This window comes from Streptomyces sp. NPDC005808 (genome assembly GCF_042871385.1).
GTDB lineage: Bacteria > Actinomycetota > Actinomycetes > Streptomycetales > Streptomycetaceae > Streptomyces.
The window spans coordinates 150,237-162,986 of record NZ_JBIAIK010000003.1 but is presented as its reverse complement, the minus strand read 5'-3'; the positions used below and the strand labels follow the sequence as shown (position 1 = coordinate 162,986).

Here is a 12,750-nt window from a genome sequence, read left to right as displayed (position 1 = left end):
CCCGGATGACCCCGGACTTGCAGAGAGAGGCCGTCGTGGAGCGGCTGCGCGACGGGATGGCACGCGGTGTGCTGTCGTTCCCGCTCACCAGCTTCCACCGCGACGGCTCCCTGGACCTCGACGGCTTCCGGACGCATGTGGCGGCGCAGATCGACGCCGGTCCCGGCGCGGTCTTCCCGGCCTGCGGCACCGGCGAGTTCTTCTCGCTGGACGAGGACGAGTACCGGGAGGTCGTCACCGCGACGGTCGAGGTGGCGGCGGGACGCGTGCCCGTCGTCGCGGGGATCGGGTACGGCTGGGCCCAGGCCGCCCGGTTCGCGCGCATCGCGGAGGAGGCCGGCGCCGACGCGCTGCTCGTCCTGCCGCACTACCTTGTCGCGGCACCGCAGGAGGGCCTCGTCGCGCAGGTGGAGCAGATCGCCGTACGTACCCGGCTGCCGCTCATCGTCTACCAGCGCGGCCAGGTCGCCTTCAGCGTCGAGTCGTTGAAGCGCCTCACCGGCGTCCCCGGCGTCATCGGGCTCAAGGACGGCCACAGCGACCTCGACCGGCTGCAGCGCATCACGCTCTCCGCACCCGAGGGGTTCCTGTTCTTCAACGGGGCGGCCACCGCGGAGATCCAGGCCCGCGCGTACGCCGCCGTCGGCGTGCCTGCGTACTCGTCGGCCGTGCACGCGTTCGCGCCCGAGATCGCCGACGCGTTCTTCGCGGCTCACCGGGACGGTGACGACGACGCCATGAACCGGCTGCTGCGCGACTTCTACATCCCCTTCGTGGAACTCCGCGACCGCCGGACGGGATACGCCGTCTCACTGGTGAAGGCGGCCGCCCGACTGCGCGGCCGTCCGGTGGGCCCGGTCCGCGCCCCGCTCACCGACCCGTCGTCGGCAGACCTGGCCGACCTGGAGAAGCTGCTCGCCACCGGACTGGCCCTCGTCCCCACCCCCGCTGCCTCCGCAGGAGCCGCTCTGTGACCCACGACCTCACCATCACAGACGTCCGGCTGACGCCCATCCTGGTAGCCGACCCGCCGCTGCTCAACACGCAGGGCGTGCACCAGCCGTACACCCCCCGGCTGATCGTGGAGGTCGTCACGGCGGACGGCGTGACGGGTGTCGGCGAGACCTACGGCGACAGCAAGTACCTGGAACTCGCCCGCCCCTTCGCCGGGAAACTGGTGGGCCGCCAAGTCTCCGACCTGAACGGGCTGTTCACCGTCGCCGACGAGGTGGCCGTCGACCAGGGGCGGGTCGACCACCAGATCGACGTCGGCGGGCTGCGCGGCGTCCAGAGCGCCGACAAACTGCGCCTGTCCGTGGTCTCCGGCTTCGAGGTGGCCTGCCTGGACGCGCTCGGCAAGTCGCTCGGGCTGCCGGTGCACGCGCTGCTCGGCGGCAAGGTCCGGGACGCCGTGGAGTACAGCGCCTACCTCTTCTACAAGTGGGCCGAGCACCCCGCGGGGGTCGCGAGCGAGAAGGACGACTGGGGTGCGGCCGTCGACCCGGCGGGAGTCGTCGAGCAGGCGCGGAAGTTCACCGAGCGGTACGGGTTCACCTCGTTCAAGCTCAAGGGCGGTGTCTTCCCGCCCGCCGAGGAGATCGCCGCCGTGCGGGCCCTCGCCGAGGCCTTTCCCGGACACCCGCTCCGCCTGGACCCCAACGGTGCCTGGTCCGTGGAGACTTCACTGAAGGTCGCCGAGGAACTGGGTGACGTACTCGAATACCTGGAGGACCCGGCGCTCGGCACACCCGCCATGGCTGAGGTGGCGGCGCACACTTCCGTCCCCCTCGCCACCAACATGTGTGTGACGACCTTCGCGGAGATCCAGGAAGCCTTCACGAAGGGGGCCGTGCAGGTCGTCCTGTCCGACCACCACTACTGGGGCGGGCTGCGCAACACGCGTGAACTGGCCGCCATCTGCCGCACGTTCGGCGTGAGCGTGTCCATGCACTCCAACACCCACCTGGGGATCAGCCTCGCCGCGATGACCCATGTAGCCGCAACGGTCCCCGACCTCCACCACGCCTGCGACTCGCACTACCCCTGGCAGTCCGAGGATGTACTGACGCAGCGCCTCACCTTCGAGAACGGCTCGGTCGAGGTCTCCGACGCGCCCGGCCTCGGCGTCGAACTCGACCACGACAAGCTGCGGTTCCTGCACCAGCGGTGGCTCGACGACGACGGTACGCTGCGCGACCGCGACGACGCGGCCGCGATGCGGATCGCCGACCCGGAGTGGGTCACACCGGCGGTGCCCCGCTGGTAACGGCCGGATCCGGACGCGCCGCCGACCGGCGGGGTGATCGCGACACGGACGAGCACACCCTCCTCGGACCTGCGAGAACGTCTCCCACCGGATCCTGATGCGACTGGCGGTACGGGCGCGCTCAGGGCCCCTCCGCGCACGGCGTGGTGCAGACTGGCGTGAATCCGCACCACGTCAGGGAGCGCACCGTGATCGCATTCAACGGAGAGCGACCGTACTGCCACGCGCACGTCGACCCGCTCGCCGGGCTGCGCACGCCCAAGGATCCGCCCTGGGACATCTACCTCACGGGCACCGTGTTCCTCGACATCATCTTCACCGGGCTCGACTCCGCCCCGGTACGCGGGACCGAGTCCTGGGCGCGCGGGATGGGGTCGAGCCCCGGCGGCGTGGCGAACATGGCGACGGCGCTGGCCCGGCTCGGCCTGAAGACCTCGCTGGCGGCGGCCTTCGGGGACGACCACTACGGGGAGTACTGCTGGGACGCTCTGGAGCAGGGCGAGCACATCGACCTCTCCACGTCCCGCACCGTGCCCGGCTGGCACTCGCCGGTCACCGTGTCGATGGCGTACGAGGGGGAGCGCACGATGGTCTCCCACGGCCACGAGCCTCCCCCGGAGGAACCGGCCCCCGACTGCCCCCCGAGCGCGCGTGCCGCCGTCGCCGCCCTCACACCCGGCAGACCCGCGCCCTGGATCGCGCAGGCCGCGAGCAAGGGCACCCGGATCTTCGCGGACGTCGGCTGGGACGACACGGGCGCCTGGGACCTGGCGGGGCTGCCTGACCTCACATATTGCGAGGCGTTCCTGCCCAACGCCGAGGAGGCGATGCGCTACACCGGCGCCTCCTCCCCTCGCGCCGCGGCCCACGCGCTCACCGAGCACGTGCCGCTCGCCGTGGTCACCCTCGGCGCGGAGGGTGCGTACGCCGTGGACGGCCGCACCGGCCAGAGCGCCGAGGTGCCCGCCATCGCCGTCGAGGCCCTGGACCCCACCGGCGCGGGGGACGTCTTCGTCGCCGGATTCGTCATGGGCACCCTTGCCGACTGGCCCCTCGACGACCGCCTCGCCTTCGCCGGGCTCACCGCCGCCCTCTCCGTCCAGGACTTCGGCGGGTCCCTGTCGGCCCCCGGCTGGTCCGAGATCGCCGCCTGGTGGCGCCGCGTCCAGTCCGTCGACGACCAGGACCCCGCCGCGCTCCAGCGATACGCCTTCCTGGAGTCCCTGCTCCCCGAAGCCTCCCGTCCCTGGCCCCTCCGCCGGGCCATCCCCACCATCGGCTTCGGCCGCACGACCTGACCCCGCCGCGGGACGACAAAAACCCTCTTTCGCCCCCTCCGTCCCTGCCCGTCCCGTACCTGGGGACTGCCGCCCCCAGCCCCCCGCGCCCCCACCATCGCGCTGAACGCGCTCGTCCTCAAACGCCGGACGGGCTGAACATCTCTCCCGGGCCCGCACCCGAAAGACGGCGCCCCGACCCACCCACTCACGGTGGGCGAACCGGCACCCGCCTACTCGAACTCGTACGCCTCGACCTCCGCGACGTACCGAGCCCGCCGCTCCTCGTCATGCTCCAGGAACGACGCCTCGAACGAGTTGCGGGCCAGCTCACGCAACCGCTCCTGACCGACCCCCAGCGCCTCGCGCACCGCGTGGAAGGTGTCTCCGACGTACCCCCCGAAGTAGGCAGGGTCGTCGGAGTTCACCGTGCACAGCAACCCCGCGTCCATCATCGCGACCAGCGGATGGTCCTCCAGCACGTCCACGGCGCGCAGCCGCACGTTCGACAGCGGGCACAGAGTCAACGGAACCCGCTCACGCACGAGCCGCTCGACCAGCGCGTCGTCCTCCATACACCGCAGCCCATGGTCGATCCGCTCGGCACCGAGCACGTCCAACGCCTCGGTGATGTACGACGGGGGCCCCTCCTCACCCGCGTGCGCGACCCGCCGCAGCCCCAGCGCGGCAGCCGCCTCGTACACCGCACGGAACTTGCCCGGCGGATGCCCGACCTCGGCGGAGTCGAGACCGACGCCGACGATCCGGTCGAGGTACGGCTCCGCGGCAGACAGGGTCGCCATCGCCGACTCGGCGGACCGGTCACGCAGGAAGCACATGATCAGCTGCGTCGAGACCCCGTGCGTGTCCTCGCTGCGCGCGAGGGCGCGGGAGAGCCCCTCGACGACGGTCCCCATGCCGACGCCCCGCGCGATGTGCGCCTGCGGATCGAAGAAGATCTCGGCGTGCCGCACCCCCTGCGCGGCGGCGCGTGCGAGATACGCGTCAGCGAGGTCGGTGAAGTCCTGTTCCGTCCGCAGTACGGCCATGAGCTCGTAGTACAGGTTCAGGAACGTCTGGAGATCGTCGAAGAGATACGCCTTGCGCAGCTCTTCGGTGTCCGCGTACGGCAGGCTCACGCCGTTGCGCGCGGCCAGCACGAAAGCCAGCTCGGGTTCGAGGGTGCCTTCGATATGGAGGTGCAGCTCAGCTTTGGGGAGGGGCATCAAATCATCGTAAAGCCGATCCACCACCGCTCCGGAACCGGCAATCGAACGACCGTCACCGCCGCTTGGGCACAGGTACCCGCACCAAGTCGTGCGCCACGGTCAGCTCCCCCTCGAACCCCGCAGCCCGGGCCTGCCGCTCGAACTCGTCCGGCTCGGAGTACCGCTGGCTGAAGTGCGTGAGCACGAGATGCCGTACGCCGGCGTCCTTCGCGACAGCCCCTGCCTGACCAGCCGTCAAATGACCATGATCGGACGCAAGTTGAAGATCCTCGTCAAGGAACGTCGACTCGATGACAAGCATGTCGCACCCCTCGGCCAGCGCGTACACGCCGTCGCACAGCCGGGTGTCCATGACGAACGCGAACCGCTGCCCCCGCCGCACTTCACTCACGTCGTCGAGGGAGATCCCGGAAAGGGAGCCCTCCCGCTGCAGCCGCCCGACATCGGGTCCCTTGACGCCTCGCTCGGCAAGGAGTTCGGGCAACATCCGCCGCCCGTCGGGCTCGACGAGCCGGTAGCCGTACGACTCGACGGGATGAGAGAGCTGACGGGCCTCCAGCGTGTACGAGGCACTCACGGCGAGCACCCCGTCGGCGTCGACCGGCGCCTCGGTCAGCGCGACGGTCTCGCGGTAGGCCGTCGCGTACCGCAGGCGGTCGAAGAACCGCTGCCCGGAGAGGGGATAGTGGGCGGTCACCTCGTGCGGCACCCGGTCGAGGTTGATGCGCTGGATCACCCCGGCGAGCCCGAGCGAGTGGTCGCCGTGGAAGTGGGTGACACAGATCCGGTGCAGATCATGGGCCGCGACCCCGGCACGCAGCATCTGCCGCTGGGTGCCCTCGCCGGGATCGAACAGCAGCCCCTCGCCGTCCCAGCGCAGCAGGTAGCCGTTGTGGTTGCGGTGGCGGGTGGGGACCTGGCTGGCGGTGCCGAGGACCACCAATTCACGTACGGACAAGGTCGGTTACCCCGGCGGCCACTGCATACCGCGGCCGCCCATGACATGGGCGTGCGCGTGGAAGACGGTCTGTCCGGCGCCGCTGCCCGTGTTGAACACGATGCGGTAGCTCTCGAGCTTCTCCTCGCCCGCGACCTGCCCGGCCTCGCGCAGCAGGTCCGCGGCGATGCCGGGCTCGGCGGCGGCCAGCGACGCCGCGTCCGGGTGGTGCACCTTGGGGATGACCAGGACGTGGGTGGGCGCCTGGGGGTTGATGTCCCGGAACGCGACGGTCGTCCCGGTCTCCCGGACCACGTCCGCCGGGATCTGCCCCGCGGCGATCTTGCAGAACAGGCAGTCGTCCTGCGGCGCACCGCCCTCTTCTCGCCTCCGGGGCGCCTCAGCCGGTGTCGAGGGCGCGACCGTGCTCGACCCTTCGGGCCTCCGCGCGCTCACTCCCTCGACACCGGCGCGCCCCTCTGGCTCCTGCACCATGCGTGTGCCTCCTCGACGCAGCTCCGGTCAGTACGCGAGCATCGTATCGGCCCTGTTGATCGCCGCAGGCGGGTTCCCACCGCAACCCACCCGCAGATGCAGCCGCAGCCGCAGCCAGGATCAAAGCGCCCACCCACCCCCGACCGGCCGACCCGCCGGGGTCAAAGCGGCGGCAGAGCGGGCGCAGCCTTCGCCGGGTTCTCGGCCAGTGCGGCCAGCGCGATCCGGATCGCCTCGTCCAGTTGGGTGTCCCGCCCGGCGGCGTGGTCCTGCGGGGCCTGCACGACCTCGACGTCCGGATCGACGCCGTGGTTCTCCACGCCCCACCCGTAACCCTCCAGCCAGAAGGCGTACTTGGGCTGGGTGATGAGGGTGCCGTCGACGAGCCGGTAGCGGCTGTCGATGCCGATGACTCCGCCCCACGTCCGGGTGCCGACCACGGGGCCGATGCCCAGCGCCTTGATCGCCGCGTTCACGATGTCGCCGTCGGAGCCGGAGAACTCGTTGGCGACGGCGACGACGGGCCCGCGGGGCGCGTCCTCGGGGTAGCTGCTGGGCCGCATGCCGCGCGGCAGGTCCCAGCCCACGATCCGGCGCGCGAGCTTTTCGATGACCAGTTGCGAGGTGTGGCCGCCGCGGTTCTCGCGGACGTCCACGACCAGTCCCTCACGGGCCACCTCGACGCGCAGGTCGCGGTGGATCTGGGCCCAGCCGGGCGCCTGCATGTCGGGCACGTGCAGATACCCGAGCCGTCCGCCGGACCGCTCGTGGACGTAGGCCCGCCGGTCGGCGACCCACGCGTGGTAGCGCAGCGGCTCCTCGTCGGACACCGGCACCACGACGGCGTGGCGCGGATCGCCGCCGCCGGCCGGGGAGACGGTCAGCTCGACCGGCTTGCCCGCGGTGCCCACGAGCAGCGGTCCTGGCCCGGCCACCGGGTCCACCGGCCGCCCCGCGACCGCGACGATCGCGTCCCCGGCGCGCACGGCGACCCCGGGCGCGGCGAGCGGCGCGTGCGCGTCGGGGTCGGAGATCTCCGACGGAAGGATTCGGTCGATGCGCCAACTGCCGTCCTCGTGACGGGAGATGTCGGCCCCGAGCAGCCCTTGCGCACGGTCGCCGCCGCCCCAGCCACCGCGCGGCATGACGTACGCGTGGGAGGTGCCGAGCTCGCCGTGCACCTCCCACAGGAGGTCCACGAGGTCGTCGTGGGTGGCGACGCGTTCGAGGACCGGCCGGTACCGCTCCAGGATGCCGTCCCAGTCGATGCCGCCGAGGTCGGGCCGCCAGAAGTTGTCCCGCATGATGCGGCCGGTCTCGTCGTACATCTGCCGCCATTCGGCGGTCGGGTCGATGATCTGCCGTACGCGCGAGAGGTCGACGGTGATGTTCGTGTCGCTCTCGTCGTCGTGCGAGGCGCGCCGGTCACTGGGGACGACCTTGAGCTTGCCGTCGGTCCACAGCAGGACGCGCTTGCCGTCACCGCTGACGGCGAAGTGGTCGGCGTCGGCGGCGAGGTGCTCGATGCGCTGCTGGACGAGGTCGTACCGCTCCAGCTCCGTCTTCGGATCCGGGTCGTCGGGGGTGGCGCGGGAGGAGCCGAGCACGCCGCGAACCGGGTGCCGCAGCCACAGGAGTCCGTCCTTGGCCGCGCGGAGCCCGGTGTAACGGGCGGCCTCGACGGGGAACGGCACGATCCGGTCGGCGAGTCCGTCGAGGTCGATCCGGGTCGCGGGGGTGCCCTCGCTGTCGGGTGTCTCGTCCTTGTCCGGCGCTTCGAAGGGGCGGCCGTGGCGCTGCGGTCCGAAGGGGGACGGGGTGGTGGCGGCGAGCGTGATGAGGTGCGGCCGGGAGCCGCCCACGAAGGCGAGGTCGAAGACGTGTTCGTCGTAGACCGGGTCGAAGGACCGGGCCGACAGGAACCCCAGGTGCTTGCCGTCGAGGGTGAACGCGGGCGCGTAGTCGCGGAAGCGCAGCGGGGTCGCCTCGGTCACCGACAGGTCGGTGGTGTTGGCGAGCTTGAGCTGGCGCAGCGGGCGCGGACCGGGGTGCGACCAGGCGAGCCACGCGGAGTCGGGTGAGAAGGCGAGGCCGCTGACCTCGCCGTCCTCGCTGCGGTCGACCTCGCGCACCTCGCCGGTCTCCCGCTCGACGAGCAGGACGCGTCCGTCGTGCGAGGCGACGGCGGCGCGGCTGCCGTCGGGCGCCATGGCGAGCCCGAGCACCCGACCGAGCTGTCCGGCGGCGAGCCGGCGGGGTGTCGCTCCGGGTGCGACCCCCGTCGCGGGGGCGAACTCCAGGGCGTCGTCGCCCTCGGCGTCCGTCACCCACACCACGTACTCCTCGCCCTCCGCCCGGAAGGTGCGGGGCAGCCGGGCGCGTACGCCGGGCTCGGCGGCGAGTGCGCGGGCCGGGCCCGAGCGGTGGGTGACCCAGTGGACGGAGCCGCGTACGGCGATCGCGCTGCCGCGTCCGGTGTGGTCGGGCGCGGCGGCCCCGAACCAGCGGGACGCGCTGACGGAGTGCGGCTGGAGGTCGACGCGCTGTCCGCCGAGCCGCAGGTCGAGCCGGCGCGGCTCGGTGCCGTCCAGGTCGTCGAGGAGCCACAACTCCCCGGCGGACGCGTACACGACGCGGGTGCCGTCGCTCGCCGCGTGCCGGGCGTAGAAGCCGTCGATCGGTGTGTGCCGCCGCAGGTCGGACCCGTCCGAGAGGGAGGAGTAGATGGCCCCGACGCCCTCGTGGTCGGACAGGAACGCGACCCGCTCCCCCACCCACAAGGGGTACTCGATGTTCCCGTCGAGCTCTTCATGCAGCCGTACGAATTCTCCCGACCCGTCCCGGTCGATCCACAGCTTGCCCGCCGTACCGCCCCGGTACCGCTTCCACCAGGCGGCCTCGCGCCCCATGGGAGCGGAGAGCAGCAGCACGCCCGGGTCGCCGTGGGCGACGTCGCCGACGGGCCCGTACGGGAGGGTGGTCGCCGGGCCGCCGTCGAGCGGGACGGCCCGCGCCCAGCTGCGCCGCAGGCTCGCCTGCCCCTGCGTACTGAGCGCGAGGACCTTGCCGTCGGGGGTCCAGCCGCGTACCTGGGTCTTCGAACTGCCCCAGTACGTCAGCCGTTTGGAGGGGCCGCCGTCCAGCGAGGCGGCATGCACCTCGGGGGCGCCGTCACGGGTGGACGTCCAGGCGACGGTCGTGCCGTCCGGGGAGATGCGCGGATGGTTCACCGGAACGTTGTCCGCGCTGACCCGCCAGGCGCGGCCGCCACCGTCCAGCGGGGCGACCCAGATGTCGTCCTCGGCGGTGAACGCGACCAGATCGCCGTGCAGATGTGGAAACCGGAGATACGCGGAGGGTACGGGCTCTGTCACCCGATCACCTTAGGCAGCGATCACGGCCCCGGACAGGGGTTTCGATCACTTACCTGTCCCTTACCTCCCCCGTCTCCGCTTCCCCGCACGGCACGGGTCACTTGCCCTGGGGCCAGCAGGTCGGGTCTCCCTGGCACCAGATGGTTTTGGTGACGGTCACGGTGACGGTGGGGCCGGGCTGCTGGGGCTCGTTGTTGACGGGCGGGGTGTTGCCGGGCGTGCTGGGTGCGTCGCAGTTGCCGAGACCGGTCACGTGGAACCACTGCTTGCCGTCGATTCGGGCGGTCAGATCACCGCGTACGCACCGGCCGTCCACAGCCCGGGTGACCTTGCCCGTGACGGAGATGTCCTTCCCGTCCGAGGTCTCCCCCGTGCAGTCGACGTCCGCCACGGTGTCCTCGGTCGGCGAGGGCGTCCTCCCGGGTGTGTAGACCTGGTTGCCGCCGTCGAACGACGCCGTGCAGCTGAGCCACGCGACATCCGCGTTCTGCCGATCGAGCTCCTTCGTCACGGTCTGGTCGGTCGTGTACGCCACGGAGGCGGAGCTCAGCCCGCTCGGGTCACACGCGACGACCCCGCCCACGGCGACGGCCGCGAACCCAGTCATCACCACTGTCCGCCGCTGTCCGGCCCGTCGCTGAATCCGTCTCAAAGCCCCCATGGACGGCAGCGTGCCACCGTCCCGGGTGGCGCGGAAGACCGCATGCGGCCACTTGGGCACTCTCGCGCCGCACAGTCGAACGCACACGCAGGGATCGCGCGCCCAGGCGCACGGAAAGGCGAAACTGCTCCCGAAGTCCCCGGAGTTGTCAGCGACTGGGGAGTTGTCAGCGACTCCGGAGTTGTCAGCCGCGCAGCAGCAGCCACTCCTGCAGTTCCACCAGGTTCCCTTCGGGGTCCTTGAGGTGGGCGGCACGCATCCGGTCGGTCATGGGAGCCGGTTCGTGCAGGAGGGTCGCACCGCGGGCCGTGATCTGCTCGCAGTACGTGTCCAGGTCGTCCACCCGCAGCACCACCAGCGAGCGGTGTCCCGCCACCGAGTCGCCCAGTTCGCCCAGGACCTGTGCCATCATCGCGCGGTCCTGGAGAGCGATGCCCGCCGAGCCGGTGACGGGACTGAACTTCTCGTACGGCCCCCCGGTCGCGCCCGACTGCGGCTTGAGGCCGAGGACCTCGGCGTAGAACCGGTAGCAGGCCGGGAAGTCGGAGACGAGCAGACGTACTTGGGCGAGCTCCAAGGCGATCTCCAGTGATCTAGGGGGTGTCGTTTGGGTCACTCCGGGTCCGCGACGCCTGGCACGGCACCCCCTAGGCCCAGCGACCGGTACGGCCGAGCAACAGCGCCGCCGCCGCGGTCCCGGCGGTCGAGGTGCGCAGCACGCTGCGCCCCAGGCGGTACGCGCGGGCGCCCGCCTCGGTGAAGAGCGCCAACTCCTCCGGAGAGACGCCTCCTTCGGGGCCGATCACGAGCACGATCTCGCCCTGCGCGGGCAGTTCGGCGGTGGCGAGGGGTTCGTCGCCGCTCTCGTGCAGTACGGCCGCGAGATCGGATTTGGCGAGAAGTGCGGCAACCTGCCTGCTCGTCATGGCGTCCGCGACTTCGGGGAAGCGGACTCGGCGGGACTGCTTGCCGGCCTCCCGGGCCGTGGCCCGCCACTTGGCGAGCGCCTTCGCGCCCCGCTCGCCCTTCCACTGCGTGATGCAGCGGGAGGCCGCCCAGGGGACGATGGCGTCGACGCCGGTCTCCGTCATGGTCTCGACGGCGAGTTCACCGCGGTCACCCTTGGGCAGGGCTTGCACGACGGTGATACGGGGAGACTCGGGGGGCTCTTCGTGGACGGACTCCAAGTCCATGACCACCAGGCGGTCCTTGCCTTCGGCCGCCTTCACCACGCCTTCCGTCCAGCGCCCGCGCCCGTCCGTGAGCACGACGTCCTCGCCGGGCCGCAGCCGCTTCACTGAGACGGCGTGCCGCCCTTCGGGACCGTCGAGCACGAACTGGGAGGCGCTGGGCATCTGCTCCACCACGAACACCGGAGCCGTCATCGGACCGCACCCCCCGCTCCGTTCTCCGGAGACTGCGACAACGCTGTCTTCGCAGCCGCGAGTTCGGCACACAGCACCTCGACCAGCTCCGCCGCGGGCAGTTCACGGGCCATCCGGTGTCCCTGGCCGGCCCACAGCGCCATGCCCTGCGCGTCGCCCGCCTTGGCCGCCGCCTTGCGCAGCGGCGAGGTGAGGTGGTGGACCTCGGGATAGGCGGCGGGCGCGTACGGGCCGTGCTCGCGCAGGAAGCGGTTGACGAGTGAGCGCGCCGGTCGCCCGGTGAAGGCCCGCGTCAACTCAGTACGAGCGAACAGCGGGTTGGTCAGTGCCTGCTTGTGCACGGCGTGCGCGCCGGACTCGGGGGTGGCGAGGAACGCCGTGCCGAGCTGGGCCGCGTTCGCGCCCGCCGAGAGTACCGCGGCGATCTGGCTGCCGCGCATGATGCCGCCGGCCGCGACGATCGGTATCTGCACGCTTTCGCGGACCTGCGCGATCAGCGAGAGCAGTCCGATGCCACTGCCGTCCGTCTCCGGGTTGTCGCGGTGGGTGCCCTGGTGGCCGCCCGCCTCGACGCCCTGCACGACGACCGCGGCGGCGCCGGCCCGCTGCACGGCGAGTGCTTCCTCGGCCGTGGTCGCGGTCACCAGGGTGAGCGTGCCGGCCTTGGCGAGGGACTCCAGGATTTCACGGCTGGGGATGCCGAAGTGGAAGGAGACCACCGGCACCGGATTGTCGTGGAGGACCGCGAGCTTGGCGTCGTAGCCGTCGTCGCGGCCGCTGTCCGGTTCGCCGAGGTCGGTCTCGTACCAGGCGGCCTCACCGGCGAGCTGGTGGGCGTACACCTCGACCGCTGCCTTGTCCGCGTACTCGGGCTGCGGCATGAAGAGGTTCACGCCGAAGGGGCGGCTCGTGATCCCACGCAGCTGCTTGATCTCCTGGTACATGCCGTCGGCAGTCTTGTACCCGGCGGCGAGGAATCCGAGCGCGCCGGCCTCGGACACGGCGGCCGCGAGATGCGGAACGGATACTCCGCCCGCCATGGGGGCCTGCACGATCGGATGTGGGAAGAGATCGGTCAGTGCGGAGGACATGACGGCATGTTGTCACGTCCTCCGAACAAGTCCGA

At 71.5% G+C, this 12,750-nt stretch carries 11 protein-coding genes; 3 read left to right on the top strand and 8 right to left on the bottom strand.

Features of this window, described 5'->3' with window-relative positions:
- The first annotated feature begins 5 nt into the window (after window positions 1-5).
- The 3 genes from ACFYPC_RS07700 (at window position 6) to ACFYPC_RS07690 (ending at window position 3,564) form a co-directional block, all read left to right on the top strand.
- The gene (locus ACFYPC_RS07700; RefSeq protein WP_388672408.1) at window positions 6-974 is read left to right on the top strand and encodes a 5-dehydro-4-deoxyglucarate dehydratase; all 969 of its coding nucleotides are present in this window, start codon (window positions 6-8) and stop codon (window positions 972-974) included.
- Window positions 971-2,266 (top strand): glucarate dehydratase family protein, encoded by a 1,296-nt coding sequence (locus ACFYPC_RS07695; protein WP_388672405.1) that lies wholly within the window; start codon window positions 971-973, stop codon window positions 2,264-2,266. The genes ACFYPC_RS07700 and ACFYPC_RS07695 overlap by 4 nt, the downstream gene beginning before the upstream one ends.
- Window positions 2,267-2,454: 188 nt before the next feature.
- Window positions 2,455-3,564: a carbohydrate kinase family protein gene (locus tag ACFYPC_RS07690; protein ID WP_388672402.1), complete on the top strand. Its 1,110-nt coding sequence runs from the start codon at window positions 2,455-2,457 to the stop codon at window positions 3,562-3,564.
- Window positions 3,565-3,776: 212 nt separating this feature from the next.
- On the opposite strand, the gene ACFYPC_RS07685 is transcribed toward ACFYPC_RS07690, so the two are convergent.
- From ACFYPC_RS07685 to ACFYPC_RS07650, 8 genes are all read right to left on the bottom strand, one after another.
- A complete protein-coding gene (locus ACFYPC_RS07685) occupies window positions 3,777-4,769 on the bottom strand; it encodes an adenosine deaminase (RefSeq protein WP_388672399.1) in 993 nt (330 codons plus the stop codon).
- Window positions 4,770-4,824: 55 nt separating this feature from the next.
- On the bottom strand, window positions 4,825-5,730 hold the full coding sequence (locus tag ACFYPC_RS07680) for a ribonuclease Z (protein ID WP_388672396.1): 906 nt from the start codon (window positions 5,728-5,730) through the stop codon (window positions 4,825-4,827).
- A gap of 6 nt (window positions 5,731-5,736) precedes the next feature.
- Entirely contained in the window at window positions 5,737-6,063 is a 327-nt protein-coding gene (locus ACFYPC_RS07675; protein WP_388673380.1) for a histidine triad nucleotide-binding protein, read from the bottom strand.
- 302 nt (window positions 6,064-6,365) lie between these two features.
- Window positions 6,366-9,578, bottom strand: a complete 3,213-nt coding sequence (locus tag ACFYPC_RS07670) for a S41 family peptidase (RefSeq protein ID WP_388672394.1) — start codon at window positions 9,576-9,578, stop codon at window positions 6,366-6,368.
- A gap of 97 nt (window positions 9,579-9,675) precedes the next feature.
- On the bottom strand, window positions 9,676-10,185 hold the full coding sequence (locus tag ACFYPC_RS07665) for a hypothetical protein (protein ID WP_388672392.1): 510 nt from the start codon (window positions 10,183-10,185) through the stop codon (window positions 9,676-9,678).
- Between the two features lie 238 nt (window positions 10,186-10,423).
- Window positions 10,424-10,816 carry a VOC family protein gene (locus tag ACFYPC_RS07660; RefSeq protein WP_388672389.1) on the bottom strand — a complete coding sequence of 131 codons (393 nt, stop codon included), beginning with the start codon at window positions 10,814-10,816 and terminating at the stop codon, window positions 10,424-10,426.
- A gap of 70 nt (window positions 10,817-10,886) precedes the next feature.
- Window positions 10,887-11,624: a 16S rRNA (uracil(1498)-N(3))-methyltransferase gene (locus ACFYPC_RS07655; RefSeq protein ID WP_388672385.1), complete on the bottom strand. Its 738-nt coding sequence runs from the start codon at window positions 11,622-11,624 to the stop codon at window positions 10,887-10,889.
- Window positions 11,621-12,715 carry a nitronate monooxygenase gene (locus ACFYPC_RS07650; RefSeq protein ID WP_388672382.1) on the bottom strand — a complete coding sequence of 365 codons (1,095 nt, stop codon included), beginning with the start codon at window positions 12,713-12,715 and terminating at the stop codon, window positions 11,621-11,623. The genes ACFYPC_RS07655 and ACFYPC_RS07650 overlap by 4 nt, the downstream gene beginning before the upstream one ends.
- Window positions 12,716-12,750 lie beyond the last annotated feature (35 nt).